At 69.9% G+C, this 16,268-nt stretch carries 21 protein-coding genes and 1 riboswitch; of the genes, 20 read left to right on the forward strand and 1 reads right to left on the reverse strand.

Annotated elements, in window-relative coordinates; all coding sequences use genetic code 11:
• Positions 1–85: 85 nt before the first annotated feature.
• The 12 genes from secY to truA all read left to right on the forward strand — a co-directional run bounded on the left by secY (position 86) and on the right by truA (position 8,620).
• Complete coding sequence (secY, locus tag QSK31_RS17740) at positions 86–1,432, forward strand: preprotein translocase subunit SecY (protein WP_285685183.1); 1,347 nt, start codon at positions 86–88, stop codon at positions 1,430–1,432.
• A gap of 65 nt (positions 1,433–1,497) precedes the next feature.
• On the forward strand, positions 1,498–2,151 hold the full coding sequence (locus QSK31_RS17745; protein WP_285685185.1) for an adenylate kinase: 654 nt from the start codon (positions 1,498–1,500) through the stop codon (positions 2,149–2,151).
• A 3-nt stretch (positions 2,152–2,154) separates the two neighbouring features.
• Positions 2,155–3,006, forward strand: a complete 852-nt coding sequence (gene map, locus QSK31_RS17750; protein WP_285685187.1) for a type I methionyl aminopeptidase — start codon at positions 2,155–2,157, stop codon at positions 3,004–3,006.
• A 249-nt stretch (positions 3,007–3,255) separates the two neighbouring features.
• On the forward strand, positions 3,256–3,750 hold the full coding sequence (locus QSK31_RS17755) for a DUF1707 SHOCT-like domain-containing protein (protein ID WP_285685189.1): 495 nt from the start codon (positions 3,256–3,258) through the stop codon (positions 3,748–3,750).
• Between the two features lie 238 nt (positions 3,751–3,988).
• Positions 3,989–4,210, forward strand: coding sequence for a translation initiation factor IF-1 (infA, locus tag QSK31_RS17760; RefSeq protein WP_007073013.1), 222 nt, complete (start codon positions 3,989–3,991; stop codon positions 4,208–4,210).
• 29 nt (positions 4,211–4,239) lie between these two features.
• Positions 4,240–4,353 carry a 50S ribosomal protein L36 gene (gene rpmJ / locus QSK31_RS17765; RefSeq protein ID WP_023358216.1) on the forward strand — a complete coding sequence of 38 codons (114 nt, stop codon included), beginning with the start codon at positions 4,240–4,242 and terminating at the stop codon, positions 4,351–4,353.
• Positions 4,354–4,506: 153 nt separating this feature from the next.
• Complete coding sequence (gene rpsM, locus QSK31_RS17770; protein WP_285685191.1) at positions 4,507–4,887, forward strand: 30S ribosomal protein S13; 381 nt, start codon at positions 4,507–4,509, stop codon at positions 4,885–4,887.
• Positions 4,888–4,904: 17 nt separating this feature from the next.
• Entirely contained in the window at positions 4,905–5,312 is a 408-nt protein-coding gene (rpsK, locus tag QSK31_RS17775; RefSeq protein ID WP_014440747.1) for a 30S ribosomal protein S11, read from the forward strand.
• Between the two features lie 16 nt (positions 5,313–5,328).
• Positions 5,329–5,955, forward strand: a complete 627-nt coding sequence (rpsD, locus tag QSK31_RS17780; protein WP_285685193.1) for a 30S ribosomal protein S4 — start codon at positions 5,329–5,331, stop codon at positions 5,953–5,955.
• Between the two features lie 82 nt (positions 5,956–6,037).
• Positions 6,038–7,060, forward strand: coding sequence for a DNA-directed RNA polymerase subunit alpha (locus QSK31_RS17785; RefSeq protein ID WP_189079649.1), 1,023 nt, complete (start codon positions 6,038–6,040; stop codon positions 7,058–7,060).
• A 39-nt stretch (positions 7,061–7,099) separates the two neighbouring features.
• On the forward strand, positions 7,100–7,657 hold the full coding sequence (rplQ, locus tag QSK31_RS17790) for a 50S ribosomal protein L17 (protein WP_285685198.1): 558 nt from the start codon (positions 7,100–7,102) through the stop codon (positions 7,655–7,657).
• 102 nt (positions 7,658–7,759) lie between these two features.
• Complete coding sequence (truA, locus tag QSK31_RS17795) at positions 7,760–8,620, forward strand: tRNA pseudouridine(38-40) synthase TruA (RefSeq protein ID WP_285685199.1); 861 nt, start codon at positions 7,760–7,762, stop codon at positions 8,618–8,620.
• On the opposite strand, the gene QSK31_RS17800 is transcribed toward truA, so the two are convergent.
• Positions 8,617–9,450: a hypothetical protein gene (locus tag QSK31_RS17800; RefSeq protein WP_285685200.1), complete on the reverse strand. Its 834-nt coding sequence runs from the start codon at positions 9,448–9,450 to the stop codon at positions 8,617–8,619. The two genes, truA and QSK31_RS17800, sit on opposite strands and share 4 nt — an antisense overlap.
• A gap of 94 nt (positions 9,451–9,544) precedes the next feature.
• On the opposite strand from QSK31_RS17800, the gene QSK31_RS17805 reads away from it, so the two are divergent.
• From QSK31_RS17805 to thiD, 8 genes are all read left to right on the forward strand, one after another.
• Positions 9,545–10,153, forward strand: coding sequence for a class I SAM-dependent methyltransferase (locus QSK31_RS17805; protein ID WP_285685201.1), 609 nt, complete (start codon positions 9,545–9,547; stop codon positions 10,151–10,153).
• 33 nt (positions 10,154–10,186) lie between these two features.
• Positions 10,187–11,833 carry an ABC-F family ATP-binding cassette domain-containing protein gene (locus QSK31_RS17810; RefSeq protein ID WP_285685202.1) on the forward strand — a complete coding sequence of 549 codons (1,647 nt, stop codon included), beginning with the start codon at positions 10,187–10,189 and terminating at the stop codon, positions 11,831–11,833.
• Positions 11,834–11,983: 150 nt separating this feature from the next.
• A riboswitch (TPP riboswitch) is annotated at positions 11,984–12,095 on the forward strand.
• On the forward strand, positions 12,085–12,672 hold the full coding sequence (locus QSK31_RS17815) for a thiamine phosphate synthase (protein ID WP_285685203.1): 588 nt from the start codon (positions 12,085–12,087) through the stop codon (positions 12,670–12,672). Its footprint overlaps the riboswitch before it by 11 nt.
• Positions 12,669–13,934: an FAD-dependent oxidoreductase gene (locus QSK31_RS17820; RefSeq protein ID WP_285685204.1), complete on the forward strand. Its 1,266-nt coding sequence runs from the start codon at positions 12,669–12,671 to the stop codon at positions 13,932–13,934. The genes QSK31_RS17815 and QSK31_RS17820 overlap by 4 nt, the downstream gene beginning before the upstream one ends.
• Positions 13,931–14,131 carry a sulfur carrier protein ThiS gene (gene thiS / locus QSK31_RS17825; protein ID WP_285685206.1) on the forward strand — a complete coding sequence of 67 codons (201 nt, stop codon included), beginning with the start codon at positions 13,931–13,933 and terminating at the stop codon, positions 14,129–14,131. The genes QSK31_RS17820 and thiS overlap by 4 nt, the downstream gene beginning before the upstream one ends.
• Position 14,132: 1 nt before the next feature.
• On the forward strand, positions 14,133–14,879 hold the full coding sequence (locus QSK31_RS17830) for a thiazole synthase (protein ID WP_285685208.1): 747 nt from the start codon (positions 14,133–14,135) through the stop codon (positions 14,877–14,879).
• On the forward strand, positions 14,873–15,505 hold the full coding sequence (locus QSK31_RS17835; RefSeq protein ID WP_285685210.1) for a thiamine phosphate synthase: 633 nt from the start codon (positions 14,873–14,875) through the stop codon (positions 15,503–15,505). The genes QSK31_RS17830 and QSK31_RS17835 overlap by 7 nt, the downstream gene beginning before the upstream one ends.
• The gene (gene thiD, locus QSK31_RS17840) at positions 15,502–16,254 is read left to right on the forward strand and encodes a bifunctional hydroxymethylpyrimidine kinase/phosphomethylpyrimidine kinase (RefSeq protein WP_285685213.1); all 753 of its coding nucleotides are present in this window, start codon (positions 15,502–15,504) and stop codon (positions 16,252–16,254) included. The genes QSK31_RS17835 and thiD overlap by 4 nt, the downstream gene beginning before the upstream one ends.
• Positions 16,255–16,268 lie beyond the last annotated feature (14 nt).

A 16,268-nucleotide genomic window follows, 5' to 3' on the forward strand; every position in this document is an offset into this window, starting at 1 on the left:
CGATCCCAGCTAAGAACATCGGTCGTCCGGACCGAAGACCACCCCGTCCGCCTGAACCGGCGGTGATCCGCGCAGGAGGAAGAAGTTGCTCTCCGCCTTTTCCAGTGCGTTCCGAACGCCTGACCTGCGCAAGAAGCTGCTGTTCACAGTAGCGATCATCGCGGTTTATCGGCTCGGTGCCACTCTGCCCAGCCCGGGCGTCTCGTACACCAACGTACGGAACTGTCTGGACACGCTGGACCAGTCCGGAGAGGCCGGCGGCGTGCTCACGCTGCTGAACCTCTTCTCCGGTGGCGCGTTGCTCCAGCTCTCGGTCTTCGCGCTCGGCATCATGCCGTACATCACCGCGTCGATCATTCTGCAGCTGCTGACCGTGGTCATCCCCCGACTGGAGCAGCTCCGCAAGGAGGGCCAGTCCGGCCAGGCGAAGATCACGCAGTACACCCGCTACCTGACCCTGGGCCTCGCGATCCTGCAGTCCTCGGCCTTCGTGGCGCTGGCCCGCACCGGCCAGCTGTTCGCCAACCAGTGCCCGCAGGACCAGGCGAACTTCCAGATCATCCCCGAGAACACCGGCATCCCGACCTGGCTGACGCTGGCCGTCCTGGTGCTCACCATGACCGCCGGTACCGGTGTGGTCATGTGGCTCGGCGAGCTGATCACCGACCGCGGCGTCGGCAACGGCATGTCGGTCCTGATCTTCACCTCGATCGCCGCCCGCCTCCCCGGCGAGGGCTGGACGATCAAGGAGAGCAACGGCGTCGCCAAGTTCCTTCTGGTCATCGCCCTGGTGCTCGTCGTCATCACCGCGGTCGTCTTCATCGAGCAGGCCCAGCGCCGCATCCCGGTGCAGTACGCGAAGCGCATGATCGGCCGCCGGATGTACGGCGGGACGTCGACCTACATCCCGCTCAAGGTCAACCAGGCCGGCGTGGTCCCGGTGATCTTCGCGTCCTCGCTGCTCTACCTGCCGCAGCTGTACCTGCAGTTCTTCGACCCGAACAACCTCAAGGGCTACCAGCAGTGGATCCAGAACTGGCTGGCCGACCCGACGAGCTGGCTCTACATCGCCGTCTACTTCCTCATGATCATTTTCTTCACGTACTTCTACGTGTCGATCACGTTCAACCCGACCGAGGTCGCGGAGAACATGAAGAAGTACGGTGGATTCGTCCCGGGTATCCGCCCGGGCAAGCCGACCGCCGACTACCTGGACTTCATCCTCAGCCGGATCACGCTCCCGGGCGCGCTCTATCTGGGTCTGATCTCGGTCCTGCCGAACTTCTTCTTCATCTGGCTGAACCAGTCGCAGTACCAGAACTTCCCGTTCGGCGGTACCGCAGTGCTGATCATGGTGGGTGTGGGTCTGGAGACGGTCAAGCAGATCGAGAGCCAGCTGATGCAGCGGAACTACGAAGGGTTCCTCCGGTAGTGGGGGCGCGGAGCCGGGGGGCTCTCGCGTGGTCGGTCGGTTCTCACCGAAGCGAGGCGATGTAGGTGCGGCTGGTACTGGTGGGCCCTCCGGGGGCCGGCAAGGGAACCCAGGCTGAGTTCATCGCTGCCCATCTCGCCGTACCGAAGATCTCGACGGGGGACATCTTTCGGGCCAACGTCTCGCAGGGCACGCCGCTGGGCGTGGAGGCGAAGCGCTTCATGGACGCGGGTCACCTCGTACCGGACGAGGTGACCATCAACATGGTCCGCGACCGCCTGGCCGAGCCCGACGCGGGCGACGGCTTCCTGCTCGACGGCTTCCCGCGCACGGTTCCGCAGGCCTCCGCGCTCGACAAACTGCTCGCCGACCTCGGCACCGCGCTCGACCTGGTGATGGAACTTGTGGTCGACGACGACGAGGTCATCCGGCGGCTGTCCGGCCGGCGTACCTGCCGGGGCTGCGGGAAGATCTGGCACGTCGAGTTCGACCCCACCAGCAAGGACAACGTCTGCGACCGGTGCGGCTCCGAGCTGTTCCAGCGCGACGACGACAAGGCCGACACGATCGCCGCGCGCCTCGTCGAGTACACCGACAAGACCGCGCCCCTGGTCGACTTCTACGGCGCCCAGGGCAAGCTGGTGGGCATCGACGCCACCGGCCCGGTCGAGGATGTGACAGTGCGCGCCATCGAGGCGCTGCGGTCGTACGGAGGCTGAGCAATGCGCCGCCAGCAGCTGGACATCCAGCTGAAGACCCCTGAGCAGATCGAGCTGATGCGCGGCGCCGGCCTGGTGGTCGCCGCCGCGCTGGCCGCGATGCGCGAGGCGGTGGCGCCCGGCGTCTCCACGGCCGAGCTCGACGCGATCGCCGAGCAGGTGATCCGCGATGCCGGGGCGGTTCCGTCGTTCAAGGGCTACCACGGATTCCCGGCGTCGATCTGCGCGTCGGTGAACGAGCAGGTGGTGCACGGCATCCCGACCGCGGCGCAGGTGCTGCGCGAGGGTGACCTGCTCTCCCTGGACTGCGGCGCGATCCTGGACGGCTGGCACGGCGACTCGGCGATCACCGTGGGCGTGGGGGAGACCGATCCCGCGTTGCTGAAGATGGCCGTCGTCGCCGAGGACGCCATGTGGGCGGGCATCGCCGCCGCCGCGCGCGGCGTGACCAACGGCCGTGGCCGGCTGACCGACATCTCGTTCAACATCGAGAAGGCGATCAGAAAGGGCGGTCGGTACGGCATCGTCGACGGCTACGGCGGCCACGGCATCGGCACCGAGATGCACATGGACCCGCACGTGCTCAACCACGGCAAGCCGGGCAAGGGTCCGCAGCTGGTGGTCGGCATGGCGCTCGCGATCGAGCCGATGATCACGATGGGCTCGCCGCGGACCGTGGAACTCGACGACGGCTGGACCGTGGTGACCCGGGACAGGTCGGCCGCGGCGCACGTGGAGCACACCATGGCGCTCTGCGACGACGGCGTGTGGGTGACCACCGCGGTGGACGGCGGCCGGGCCCGCCTGGGCGATCTGGTGACCGCTCGCCAGCCCGCGGTCAAAGTCCCCGAGTGAGCTGACCCTGGCCGATCCACCCCTCGCGGCGCATGCTGGCGGGTATGGATCGAGCGGAGATGCGGGCCGGCGACGGCGACCGTGATGCGGTGGCGGCACGGCTCAAGGAGGCATCACCAGTTTCTCCGCCGGCGAGTTCATCTACTTCTGGCCGGTCTGGATGCTCATCCCCTTGATCTTCGGCATCATCGGGAATTCGACCCGGCGACGGGGCGGAGGACGCTGACGCGTCCTGACAGAATGGTTCGTATGGCCTCCGACGAGATACGCGCCGCCGACGCGGACCGTCAGCAGGTGGCCGAGCGCCTCCGTGCCGCGCTCGACGAGGGCCGCCTGGATCTGCACGAGTACGACGATCGTCTGCAGCAGACCTACTCCGCCAAGACCTACGGCGAGCTCGAGCGCCTGACGACCGACCTGCCCCTGGTGGCGAACGCGACACCGGTGGCGCCGGCGGCCGACAGCAACCTGACCCGGCGCTGGCTGGTGCACACCTGGGACGAGTACGTCACCGCGGTCGGCATCTGCGTCGCCATCTGGCTGTTCACGAGCCTCGGCGGCGACTGGGAGTACTTCTGGCCGATCTGGGTGGCCGGTCCGTGGGGCGTCATCCTGATCTGGCAGACGGTCGCCGGCCTGACCAACGGCGAGCCGCAGAAATGGCACGACCGCAACGAGCGCAGGAAGCTCAAGAAGGAGCGGAAGCGCCAGAGGGAATCCCAGCAGGAAGAGCTCGAAGACTGAGGTTTCGCCCGGTTTGCGGGCCGCCGACACACCCGACCCCGGGTGCGGGCGACCTCGGTTTGGTGTCGATGCATGGGCGCGCGTACACTGGCTAGCTGGCGCGCAGCGTCCACTCTTGCATGTCCTCAGCGCTTCGAGGACCGCCGGAGCCGCGGCTGGTCCGACCCACAGGTTTCTCCCTGAGGTCGGGTGGTGTTGCGAGCTAGTCCAGGAAATCTGACGTCAGGTAGCGGAGGACATGCCAAAGAAAGACGGAGCCATCGAGATCGAGGGCCGAGTGATCGAGCCCCTGCCCAACGCTATGTTCCGCGTTGAGCTGGCGAACGGTCACAAGGTACTGGCACACATCTCCGGCAAGATGCGGCAGCACTACATCCGCATCCTTCCCGAGGACAGGGTTGTCGTCGAGCTCTCGCCGTACGACCTGACCCGTGGCCGCATCGTCTACCGCTACAAGTGACGTCACCCGTCTGAAAGACAAGGCAAACCGTGAAGGTCAAGCCGAGCGTCAAGCGGATCTGCAACAAGTGCCGGGTCATCCGCCGGCACGGCCGGGTCATGGTCATCTGCGACGACCCGCGCCACAAGCAGCGCCAGGGCTGACGCCACCTGAGAACAAGCTCGTTCCAGCCGCGGTCATCATCGAGTAACGACGATGATGTGCGGCTACACCCTCGGTCGGAGGCCGGGGCCCGCCCGGGCAGGCGGGACGGATCGGGCACAGACCTCCGTGACATCTGAGGAGTTCGCCCGCACATGGCAAGACTCGTCGGCGTCGATCTTCCGCGCGAAAAGCGCATGGAGATCGCGCTCACCTATATCTTCGGGGTCGGCCGGACCCGCTCGGTCGAGGCTCTGACCGCGACCGGCATCGACGTCAACAAGCGTGCCAAGGACCTCACGGACGAGGAGCTGGTCCAGCTCCGCGACTACATCGAGGCCAACTTCAAGGTTGAGGGCGACCTGCGCCGCGAGGTCGCCGCGGACATCCGCCGCAAGGTCGAGATCGGCTGCTACGCCGGCATCCGTCACCGTCGTGGGCTCCCCGTCAGGGGTCAGCGCACACGTACGAACGCACGTACCCGCAAGGGTCCGAAGCGCACGGTCGCCGGTAAGAAGAAGCCCGGTCGGAAGTAATAGGAGCGCACTGACTTATGCCACCGAAGGCACGCGCTGGGGCCGCCGTCAAGAAGGTCCGGCGCAAGGAACGCAAGAACGTCGCCCACGGGCAGGCGCACATCAAGAGCACCTTCAACAACACCATCGTGTCGATCACCGACCCGACTGGTGCGGTCATCTCCTGGGCCTCTTCGGGCCAGGTGGGCTTCAAGGGCTCCCGCAAGTCGACCCCGTTCGCGGCGCAGCTCGCCGCGGAGGCCGCCGCCCGTCGTGCCATGGAGCACGGCATGCGCAAGGTCGACGTGTTCGTCAAGGGACCTGGCTCCGGCCGGGAGACCGCGATCCGTTCGCTGCAGGCCGCCGGCCTCGAGGTCGGGCAGATCTCCGACGTCACGCCGCAGCCGCACAACGGATGCCGTCCGCCGAAGCGTCGCCGGGTCTGAGGGATAGAGAGAGAAGATGGCTCGTTATACAGGTCCGGACTGCAAGCGGTGCCGGCGCGAGAAGATGAAGCTGTTCCTCAAGGGCAGCAAGTGCGATGGGCCGAAGTGCCCGTTCGAGTCGCGTCCCTTCCCGCCCGGCCAGCACGGCCGTGGACGTACGAAGGAGACCGAGTACCTCCTGCAGCACCGCGAGAAGCAGAAGGCCCGCCGCACCTACGGCGTGCTGGAGAAGCAGTTCCGCGGCTACTACGAGGAGGCTGTCACCAAGCCCGGCAAGACCGGTGAGGTGCTGCTCCAGATCCTCGAGTCGCGGCTCGACAACGTCGTCTACCGGGCCGGCTACGCCGCGTCCCGGGACATGGCCCGCCAGCTGGTCAAGCACGGCCACATCCTGGTCAACGGTCACAAGGTCGACATCCCGTCGTACCGGGTGAAGGACCACGACATCGTCCAGGTCCGGGAGAAGTCCCGCTCCATGACGCCGTTCGTGGTCGCGCAGGCGCAGGCGGGTTCCCGCCCCACGCCGGCGTGGCTGGAGCCCATCCCGACCGACATGAAGATCCTGATCCACTCGCTCCCGGCTCGCGCGGTCATCGACACGCAGGTCCAGGAGCAGTTGATCGTGGAGCTCTACTCGAAGTAGTGGTGCCGGGATGCCGGCGTGAAGCCGGCATCCCACTACAAGGGCGTCATATAGCGGATGCCCCGACAGAAAGAAGAAACGCGTGCTCATCAGCCAGCGTCCGAGCCTCTCGGAAGAGTCGCTCAGCGAGACCCGATCCCGGTTCACCATCGAGCCGCTGGAGCCGGGCTTCGGCTACACCCTCGGTAACTCGCTGCGTCGCACCCTGCTGTCGTCCATCCCGGGCGCGGCCGTGACCAGCATCAAGATCGACGGCGTGCTGCACGAGTTCACCACGATCCCCGGTGTCAAGGAGGACGTGGTCGAGCTGGTCATGAACGTCAAGGACCTCACCGTCAGCTCCGAACACGACGAGCCGGTCAGCATGTACCTGCGCAAGCAGGGCCCCGGCGACGTCACCGCGGGCGACATCCAGCCCCCGGCCGGTGTCTCCGTGCACAACCCGGACCTCAAGCTGGCCACGCTGAACAGCAAGGGCCGGCTCGACATGGAGCTGACCGTCGAGCGTGGCCGTGGCTACGTCACGGCGGCGCAGAACAAGAACGCGGGCGCCGAGATCGGCCGCATCCCGGTGGACTCGATCTACTCGCCGGTCATGAAGGTCACCTACCGCGTCGAGGCGACCCGTGTCGAGCAGCGCACCGACTTCGACCGTCTGATCATCGACGTCGAGTCGAAGGCGTCGATCTCGCCGCGGACCGCGCTGGCCTCGGCCGGCTCCACCCTGGTCGAGCTCTTCGGCCTGTGCCGGGAGCTGGACGAGACCGCCGAGGGCATCGACATCGGACCGTCCCCGCAGGACGCTCAGCTGGCCGCCGACCTCGCCCTGCCGATCGAGGAGCTGGACCTCACCGTCCGGTCGTACAACTGCCTCAAGCGCGAGGGCATCAACACGGTGGGCGAGTTGATAGGGCGTACGGAGGCCGACCTTCTGGATATAAGGAATTTCGGTCAGAAGAGCATCGACGAGGTCAAGATGAAGCTCGCCGGCATGGGCCTGGGCCTCAAGGACAGCGCGCCGTCCTTCGACCCCGCGCACGTCGTGGATTCGTTCGGCGACGTGGACTACGACACCGACGACTACCGCGAGACCGAGCAGCTCTAATCCCGCCTGCTCGGCACTTACCAAGGAGCATCCGAAAAAATGCCCACGCCCACCAAGGGTCCCCGCCTCGGCGGCAGCCCGGCGCACGAGAAGCGGCTCCTGGCCAACCTGGCCACTGAGCTCTTCCGGCACGGGAAGATCAAGACCACCGAGACGAAGGCCAAGCGGCTCCGCCCGCTGGCCGAGCAGCTCATCACGAAGGCCAAGCGCGGCGACCTGCACGCCCGCCGTCGCGTCCTGACCATCGTGAAGGACAAGGACGTCGTGTACGCCCTGTTCGAGCAGATCGCTCCGCGGTACGGCAACCGGCCGGGCGGGTACACCCGCATCACCAAGACCGGGATCCGCAAGGGTGACGCCGCTCCGATGGCCGTCATCGAGCTGGTCGAGGAGCTCGAGGTCGCCACCCCGGCCCCGGCGAAGAAGACGGCTGCCCGCAAGGCCGCCCAGCAGGACAAGGTCGAGGCTCTGGCCCGCGAGGACGAGGCCCCGGCCAAGTCCTCCGTCGACCAGGACTCGGAGCCGCCGGTGAACGCGTCCGGTGACAAGGGTGCCGACGGCCCCGGCGACAAGGCCGAGGGCGAAGACACCAAGTAATCGCGCTTCGGTAAGCCCGGCACTCTCAGCGGAGTGCCGGGCTTACTGCGTTTACGGGTACGGGCGTCCCGACAGTTCTCGGGCTCAGTGGAGAGGTTCGTCGTGGTCGAGGCCGTAACTCACCCATCCGGGCCGGACGATGTGGTCCGGCTCCGGCTGGACGTGTCATATGACGGCACCGAGTTCTCGGGGTGGGCGGTTCAGCCGTCCCGGCGCACAGTCGCCGGCGTGCTCCTCGCCGCGCTGGAAGTGCTCGTCGGTCCCATTCCGGTAGGCCTCACCGTGGCCGGGCGCACCGATGCCGGGGTGCACGCGTCCGGGCAGGTGTGCCACATCGACCTGCCCGCCCCCGTCTACGCCGCGCTGGAGGCGTCGCTGGTGAAGCGGCTCGGGGCGTTGATGCCGCCGGACGCCCGGGTCAAGGCGGTGACGCTGACGCCGTCCACATTCGACGCGCGGTTCTCGGCGACCTACCGCCGTTACGAGTACCGGGTCGCGGACAACGTGTGGGGTGCGGAACCGCTGCGGCGGCGGGACACGCTCGCCTGGACGCGGCGGCTCGACCTGGACCGGTTGCGGGAGGCCGCCGCCGGGCTGCTGGGGGAGCACGACTTCGCCGCGTACTGCAAACGCAAGGACAACGCGACCACCATCCGCGCGATCACCCACCTGGACTGGCACCGCGCCGCGGACGGGGTGGCCGTGGCCACCGTGCAGGCCGACGCGTTCTGCCATTCGATGGTCCGCAGCCTGGTCGGTGCGATGCTGAGCGTCGGCGACGGGCGCCGCGAGCCGTCCTGGCCCGGGTCGCTGCTGACGCTGCGGGAGCGGTCGAGCTCGGTGACCGTGGCGCCGGCCCATGGGCTGACGCTCGTCGCCGTCGGGTATCCCGCCCAGGCCGAGTACGCGGCTCGCGCCGACGCGACCCGCCGCCTGCGCACCCCCGAGAGTGACAGGACTTAGAGGTTGAGGGCCCGGGCGCCGATGACCTCGCCGGCCAGGTAGGTGTCCAGGAGGTCGGCGGTGATGCGGGGGGCGTACGGGTCGTCGGGGCTGATCGGGACGTTGTCCGAGCGGGTGATCACGCAGTAGACCAGGAAGTGGCCTCGGTCGTGCCAGCCGACCTGGGCGTCGGGGCGGTCGCGCGGGTCGCTGCCGGGGGCGGCGCCGGCGGCCATCGCGGCGAAGCTGCCCCGGCCGGACTCGACCAGGGGGCGGATCCGCTCGCCGGCACGGGTCGCGGCCTCGGCGTCGGCGAGGTTGAAGATGCCCGTGGTGACCTCGTAGCCGGCGTACGGCGCGGTCATCGAGGCGCGTACCACCTGGGTGCAGCCGGCGTCCTCGAGCAGGGTGCCGATCTCGCCGGTCGCCGCGGTCGCGCACACGTTGTCGATGTGCGTCATCGTCACCCGGTAGGAGCCGGCGCCCAGGCGCACCTGGGCGCCGGAGAAGACCTCGGCCAGGCTGAGCGGGTCCGGGTCCAGGTCGCGGGAGCTGATCGCGTACGGGGACGGGGCGCCCATCGTGCCGGTGTCCGGGGCGCCCAGGCCGCGGCGCTCGTCGACGATCACGAAGAAGCTGCTCAACCCGCAGATGCCCAGCATGATCAGCGCGCCGAGGCCGGTCATCAGCAGATGCATGGCGCGTTGCGGCTCACGCAGTGCCCACGGTCGTACGGACGGTTGCCGATGCAGTCCGGGTGTCGGCGCGACCATCTGCCGGACCAGCACGGTCAGACCACCGGGGGTGGCCATGCGGCGATGGGCGGCGCGGGACGCGGATGCGTGCAGCATGCAGTGAGGCTAGGAGCGCACCCTGATCGATGAACGCACTGGCTGTGCGCCACCCCCGCAGGTCATCGCTCGTTGCCGGGAGGACAATGGGGGAGTGAGCACCGAGCACTACTTCACCGCCGACCCGGCCACGCCCGCCCGGCCCGCCGAGGTCGAGTTCGCGATCAAGGGGCGGGACTATCGGCTCGCCTCGGCGAGTGGACTGTTCTCCGCCGGACGGCTCGACCCCGGCACGACCGTACTGCTGAAAAAGGGTGACCTGCCCACCGCCGCGACCACCGGCCGGCTCCTGGACCTGGGCTGCGGCTACGGGCCGATCGCGGTGGTGCTGGCCAGCGAGGCGCCGGAGGCCGAGGTGTACGCGGTCGACGTCAACAGCCGCGCCCTCGACCTGACCCGCGCCAACGCCGAGCGGCTCGAGCTGCGCATCACCGTCGGCGGGCCGGACGACCTGCCGGCCGACGTGACCTTCGCGCAGATCTGGAGCAACCCGCCCACCCACGTCGGCAAGGCCGAGCTGCACGCGATCCTGGAACGCTGGCTGCCGCGGCTCGACCCGGACGGCGTGGCCTGGCTGGTGATCAACCGGCACCTGGGTGGTGATTCGCTGCACACCTGGCTGGTCGGCAACGGGTGGACAGTCGAGCGCAAAGCCAGCCAGAAGGGCTTCCGGGTGCTGCGGGTGACCCGGAAAACCGGCTGACGCCGTCCCGCCCGACCAGGAAGGATGCCGGTCATGGGTTACGTGGATGTCGCCGGGGTGGGCTTCGTGCTGCCGGATGGGCGCGAGCTGTTCTCCGAGGTGTCGTTCCGGGTGGGCGAGGGCGCCAAGGTCGCGCTCGTCGGGCCGAACGGCGCCGGCAAGACCACGTTGCTCCGGATGGTGTCGGGCGACCTGCCGTTGCAGACCGGCACCGTCGCGCGCGCCGGCGGCCTCGGTGTGATGCGCCAGTTCATCGGCATGATCGGCGACGACCGTACCCTCGAAGATCTTGCTCTGTCCTTGGTCGAGCCGCCGTTGCGCGAGGCCGGTGCCAGGCTCGCGGCTGCCGCGGTCGCGCTCGGTGAGTCCGAGAAATCCCAGCTCGCGTACGCCAACGCGCTGTCACAGTGGGGCGAGGCCGGCGGGTACGACGCCGAGGTGCTGTTCGACACCGTGGCGGTGGCGATCCTCGGCAAACCGTGGGACGAGGTGCGCACCCGGCCGGTCCGGACGCTCTCCGGCGGCCAGCAGAAACGCTTCGCCCTCGACCTGCTGCTCCGCGGCCGCGACGAGGTGCTGCTGCTCGACGAGCCGGACAACTTCCTGGACGTGCCCGGCAAACGGTGGCTGGAGGCGCGGCTCAAGGAGTCGTCCAAGTCGGTGCTCTACGTCTCGCACGATCGCGAACTGCTCAACCAGACCGCCGGCCGGGTGGTGGCCGTCGAGGGCGGCGGCGCGTGGACGCATCCGGGCAGCTTCGCGTCCTGGCACGAGGCGCGGGCCGACCGGCATGACCGGCTGCTCGAGCTGCGCCGGCGGTGGGACGAGGAGCACGAGAAGCTGCGCGAGCTCGTCTTCACGCTGAAGCAGAAGGCCGCGTACAACGACGGGCTGGCGTCGCGCTATCAGGCGGCGCAGACCCGGCTGCGGAAGTTCGAGGAGGCCGGGCCGCCGCCGCTGCCGCCCAAGGAGCAGTCGCTGCGGATGAACCTGCAGGGCGGCCGCACCGGCAAACGCGCCGTGATGTGCGAGCAGCTCGAGCTGGACAACCTGACGTTCCCGTTCGACCTGGAGATCTGGTACGGCGACCGGGTCGCGGTGCTCGGCGCCAACGGCACCGGCAAGTCGCACTTCTTGCGCCTGCTCGCGGCCGGTGGCTCGTCGCCCGATGTGGACAACAAGCCGGTGGACGGGGCGCCGCTCGCGCATGTCGCGCATTCGGGCGTGGCCCGGCTCGGCGCGCGGGTACGCCCCGGCCACTTCTCACAGACCCACGATCGGCCGGAACTCCTGGAACGCACCCTGGTCGACATCCTCTGGCGCGGCGACGACCACCGATCCGGCCGGGACCGGGCCGCCGCGATGAAGGCGCTCAACCGGTACGAGCTGGCCGGGCAGGGCGACCAGCTGTTCAAGACGCTCTCCGGCGGGCAGCAGGCGCGGTTCCTGGTGCTGCTGCTGGAGCTGTCCGGCGCCACGGTGCTGCTGCTCGACGAGCCGACCGACAACCTGGACATGGCGTCGGCGGAGGCGCTCGAAGAGGGTTTGTCGGCCTTCGAGGGCACGGTGATCGCGGTGACCCACGACCGGTGGTTCACCAGGGGATTCGATCGTTTCGTGCTCTTCCAGGCCGACGGCGAGGTCGTCGAAACACCAGCCCCGGTCTGGGACGTGCGATAGGCCGGTTTCAAACCCGGCCAGGCGCGAGGCATGGCCCAGAGCGCGCCCGGCGGCGTCCGCGAGGCGCGCTCTGGACCTCGCCTCGCGCTTGCCCGGGTTTGGAACCCGGCCTAGCCAACGCTGTAGTTCGAGGGCTACTGTCGCCCGTAGAACCAACCCCACGGGAGTCCGGTGCACCGGGCTGAGAGGGGGGCTGTCGCGGCCCCCGACCGTCGAACCTGATCCGGATCATGCCGGCGCAGGGAGGAGCGATGGTGCAACCTATCTTCCCTCGTCTACACGTGGTGACGTCGTCGTTGCCGATTGTGCAGGCGGTGCTCTCGGTCTCCGGGCACGTGGCGATCCAGGTGCGCGTCGAAGACCCGGTCACCGATCGCGACGCCTATGCGCTCACGGTCGCGGTGCTGGCGTTGTGCCGGGCGCGCGGGGCGTTGTGCCTGGTCAACGATCGGCTCGATGTGGCCGTGGCGGCGGGCGCCGACGGGGCGCATGTGGGCGCCGACGACCTGCCACCGGCGGCGGCTCGGAAAGTGCTCGGGCCGGGCGTGGTGCTCGGCGTGACCTTGCGGGCGCCAGCGAAGGTTCCCGAAGCCTCGTACTTCGGTGTCGGGCCCGCCTATGCGACGTCCACGAAGGACGGTCTGCCGGATCCGATCGGGCCGGCCGGGGTGGGGGCGGTGGCTGACGCCTCGGGCGTTCCGGTGATCGCGATCGCTGGGGTGACGCCTGCTCTCGTGCCGGAACTGCTGGCTGCCGGCGCCTACGGGGTGGCTGCGGTGGGGGCCATCGCGCGTGATCCGGTCGGGGCTACGACCGCGTTTCTGGCGGCGCTGTCGTGAGATGCGCGGTGGTCGGGGGCGGGATCATCGGCTTGTCCATCGGGTGGCGACTCGCGGCCCGCGGGGTCGAGGTCCAGGTCTTCGACGCGTGGGCGGCCGGCGGCTCGGTGCTTCCTATGGGTAAGCAGAGCGAAGCGCTTCCTATGGGTAAGCAGAGCAAAGCGGGGGCCTGGTTTGTCGCCGCCGGGATGCTGGCCGCGGGGAACGAGTCGACCTGGGAGTCGGCCGCGCTCGGGGAGCTGATGGTGGAGTCGGCTCGGCGGTGGCCGGGTTTCGCCGCCGAACTCGGTGTGGAGCTGCCGGACGCGGGGACGCTCGTGGTGGCGCTCACGGCGGACGACGTCGCGGAGGCGGAACGCGAGTGGGCTCGGCGCCCGGGCCACCGACCGAGCCCGGACCCGCACTCGGGCCAGCGACCGGGCCCGCACTCGGGCCAGCGACCGGGCCCGCACCCGGGCCAGCGACCGGGCCCGCACCCGGGCCCGCACCCGGGCCAGCGACCGGGCCCGCCGCCGGGCGGGATGGTGGCGGCGGGAGAGCTCGGGGGAGCGGCCGCGGGGCAACGCTTACTGGAGGTAAGCAGAGCAAAGCATCTGGGGCCGAGTGCTCTGCGCGAGGCGGAGCCGGCCCTGTCGCCGCGGGTGCGGGCCGGCTGTCATCTGCCCGAGGACCGGCAGGTCGACCCGCGCAAGGTGGTGGCGGCGCTGCGGGAGCGGGTGCTCGTCGTACCCGAGAAGGTTGACGATCTTGCGGACCTGGACGCGGATCAGGTGGTCGTCGCGGCGGGGGTCGGCACGGCTCGGCTGGCCGGGTTGCCGGTGCGGCCGGTCAAGGGCGAGTTGCTGCGGCTGCGCGGCGAGCCTGGGCTGCTGCGGCACGTGATCAGCGGATACGCGGACGGGCGCCGGGTCTATCTGGTGCCGCGGGCGGACGGCGAGATCGTGGTCGGGGCGACCCAGGACGAGCGTACGGACGACGTGGTCACCGCCGGGGCGGTGCTGGAACTGCTCCGCGCCGCGACCGACCTGGTGCCCGCCCTCGCCGACTGCGCGATCACCGAGACGCTCGTCGGTCACCGGCCGTCCACACCGGACAACGCGCCGCTGCTCGGGCGGCTGGACGGCCGCACCGTGATCGCCTCCGGTCACCACCGGAACGGCGTACTCCTGGCACCGGTCACCGCCGATCTGATCGCGGACCTGATCGTGACCGGCGAGCCCGACCCGCTCCTCGCGCCCTTCGCCCCCGGGAGGTTCACATGACCGTCGTCGTCAACGGTGACCGGACGCCCATCCCCGAGGGGGCCAGCGTGGCCGCGCTGGTCGCCCGGCTGACCGAGGCCGAGCGCGGGGTTGCGGTCGCGCTCAACGGCGAGGTGGTGCCGCGGTCGGCCTGGGCGGACACCGGGCTGGCCGACGGCGACCGCGTCGAGGTGCTGACCGCGGCTCAGGGAGGCTGACATGGAGATCTTCAAGGCGTCCCGGCTGATCCTCGGCACCGGCGGGGCGCGCAGCCTGAGCGAGCTCGAGGCCGCGATCGAGGCGTCCGGCACCGACCTGGTCACCGTCGCGCTGCGGCGGATCGACGCGGCCGGGCCGGGGCTGCTGCCGATGCTGGACCGCTGCAAGGTGCGGGCGCTGCCGAACACGGCCGGGTGCTACACGGCGGCGGACGCGGTCAAGACGGCGCGGCTGGCGCGGGCGGCGTTCGAGACCGACCTGATCAAGCTGGAGGTGATCGGCGACGACCGGACCCTGCTGCCCGACGCGGTGGAACTGCTGCAGGCGGCGGAAACGCTGGTGGCGGAGGGGTTCACGGTGCTGCCGTACACCAACGACGACCCGATCCTGGCCCGCCGGCTGGAGGCGGTGGGATGCGCGGCGGTGATGCCGGCCGGGTCGCCCATCGGCTCGGGGCTGGGCATCTCCAACCCGCACCACATCCGGCTGATCCGGCAGAACGTCGAGGTGCCGGTGATCCTGGACGCCGGCATCGGCACCGCCTCGGACGCGGCGCAAGCCATGGAACTGGGCTGTGACGGGGTGCTGGTCGCCAGCGCGATCACCCGGGCCGAGAACCCCGCCCGGATGGCGGCGGCGATGCGGCACGCGGTCGAGGCGGGGCGGCTGGCGCACGGGGCGGGGCGGATCGCGCGGCGTTTCCACGCGGTCGCCTCCACCTCGGACAGCGGGAAGCCGTCGTGGTGACACCGGCCGGGCTCGTCGTGCTCACCGACCGGCGGTCCGCCGCCGGGCCGCTTCGCACGGTGGTCCAGCAGGCCGTCGAGGGTGGCGCCGGGTGGGTGATCCTGCGGGAGCGCGATCTCGGGTACGCCGAACGCCGCGCGCTCGCCGACAGCCTCCGCGAGCTGCTGCCGCCGGGACGGTTGATCGTCGCCGGGCCCGACCCGCTCGGGGGTGACGCCGTGCATCTGGCGGCGCGCGACCCGCTGCCGTCGCCCGGTGTGAGCCTGATCGGCCGGTCGTGCCACTCGCTGTCCGAGATCCGCGGGCTGTCCACCGAGGACTATGTGACGTTGTCGCCGATCTTCGCCACCGACTCGAAGCCGGGCTACGGTCCGCCGCTCGGCGCCGCCGGGGCGGGACGGCTGAGCGGCGGGATGCGCTGGCTGGCGCTGGGCGGGGTCACGACCGCAGAGGACGTCCGGTCCTGCCTGGCCGCGGGCGCCGACGGGGTGGCCGTGATGGGTGCGGTGATGACGGCGCCCGACCCGCGCGCGGTCGCGGAGGCGCTGACCTCGGCGCTTCCTATGGGTAAGCAGAGCAAAGCGGCCGTGGGCGGCGACCGGCCCGCCGGCGGGGGTGTGCGATGACGCCGCGGGTGGTGTTGACGATCGCGGGGTCGGACTCGGGCGGCGGGGCCGGGATTCAGGCCGACCTCAAGACGTTCGCGGCGCTGGGGGTCTACGGGGTCTCGGTCGTCACGGCCGTCACGGCGCAGAACACCACCGGGGTGACCGGGGTGCATGCGGTGCCGGCCGAGATGGTGGGGGCGCAGCTCGATGCGGTGCTGGACGACTTCGAGGTGGCGGCGGTCAAGGTCGGGATGATCCCGGATCGGGAGGTGGCGCTCGCGGTTGCCGGGCGGGTCTCGCGGTTGCCGAACCTGGTCGTGGATCCGGTGCTGGTCGCCACCTCCGGCAGCCGGTTGTCCGCCGTTGCTTCTGTCCGGCCTTTACTGGCGTACCCGAGCATTTTGACGCCCAACCGGCGCGAAGCCGCAGCGCTGCTCGAAGCGTCACCACCGACCGGGGTCGCGGAGATGGCCGAGGCCCTGGCCGGGCTCGGGGCCGGCTCCGTCGTGGTGACCGGCAGCGAGAGCGCCGTGGACGTGCTGCACCACGACGGGGTGACGACGGTTCTCGACGGCGTGCCCGTGGAGACCACCAACAACCACGGATCGGGGTGCACGTTTTCGTCCGCGATCGCGGTGCGGCTTGCGCTGGGTGACGAGGTGCCGGTTGCGGTACGTGCGGCCAAGGCCTACGTCGCGAATGCGCTGCGTGGTGGGCGGCATTGGAAGCTCGGCTCCGGGCCGGGGCCGCTGAACCACTTCGCGTAGTCGGAACGCTCCTT

The sequence above is a fragment of the Actinoplanes sp. NBRC 103695 genome, from assembly GCF_030269485.1.
Classification (GTDB): domain Bacteria; phylum Actinomycetota; class Actinomycetes; order Mycobacteriales; family Micromonosporaceae; genus Actinoplanes.

Excerpts from the sequence above, each read along its gene's own strand:
- map (WP_285685187.1), top strand. The coding sequence starts at position 2,155 with ATGCGCCGCCAGCAGCTGGACATCCAGCTGAAGACCCCTGAGCAGATC.
- QSK31_RS17755 (WP_285685189.1), top strand. The coding sequence starts at position 3,256 with ATGGCCTCCGACGAGATACGCGCCGCCGACGCGGACCGTCAGCAGGTG.
- infA (WP_007073013.1), top strand. The coding sequence starts at position 3,989 with ATGCCAAAGAAAGACGGAGCCATCGAGATCGAGGGCCGAGTGATCGAG.
- rpsM (WP_285685191.1), top strand. The coding sequence starts at position 4,507 with ATGGCAAGACTCGTCGGCGTCGATCTTCCGCGCGAAAAGCGCATGGAG.
- rpsK (WP_014440747.1), top strand. The coding sequence starts at position 4,905 with ATGCCACCGAAGGCACGCGCTGGGGCCGCCGTCAAGAAGGTCCGGCGC.
- rpsD (WP_285685193.1), top strand. The coding sequence starts at position 5,329 with ATGGCTCGTTATACAGGTCCGGACTGCAAGCGGTGCCGGCGCGAGAAG.
- rplQ (WP_285685198.1), top strand. The coding sequence starts at position 7,100 with ATGCCCACGCCCACCAAGGGTCCCCGCCTCGGCGGCAGCCCGGCGCAC.
- QSK31_RS17800 (WP_285685200.1), bottom strand. The coding sequence starts at position 9,450 with ATGCTGCACGCATCCGCGTCCCGCGCCGCCCATCGCCGCATGGCCACC.
- QSK31_RS17810 (WP_285685202.1), top strand. The coding sequence starts at position 10,187 with ATGGGTTACGTGGATGTCGCCGGGGTGGGCTTCGTGCTGCCGGATGGG.
- QSK31_RS17815 (WP_285685203.1), top strand. The coding sequence starts at position 12,085 with ATGGTGCAACCTATCTTCCCTCGTCTACACGTGGTGACGTCGTCGTTG.
- thiS (WP_285685206.1), top strand. The coding sequence starts at position 13,931 with ATGACCGTCGTCGTCAACGGTGACCGGACGCCCATCCCCGAGGGGGCC.
- QSK31_RS17830 (WP_285685208.1), top strand. The coding sequence starts at position 14,133 with ATGGAGATCTTCAAGGCGTCCCGGCTGATCCTCGGCACCGGCGGGGCG.
- thiD (WP_285685213.1), top strand. The coding sequence starts at position 15,502 with ATGACGCCGCGGGTGGTGTTGACGATCGCGGGGTCGGACTCGGGCGGC.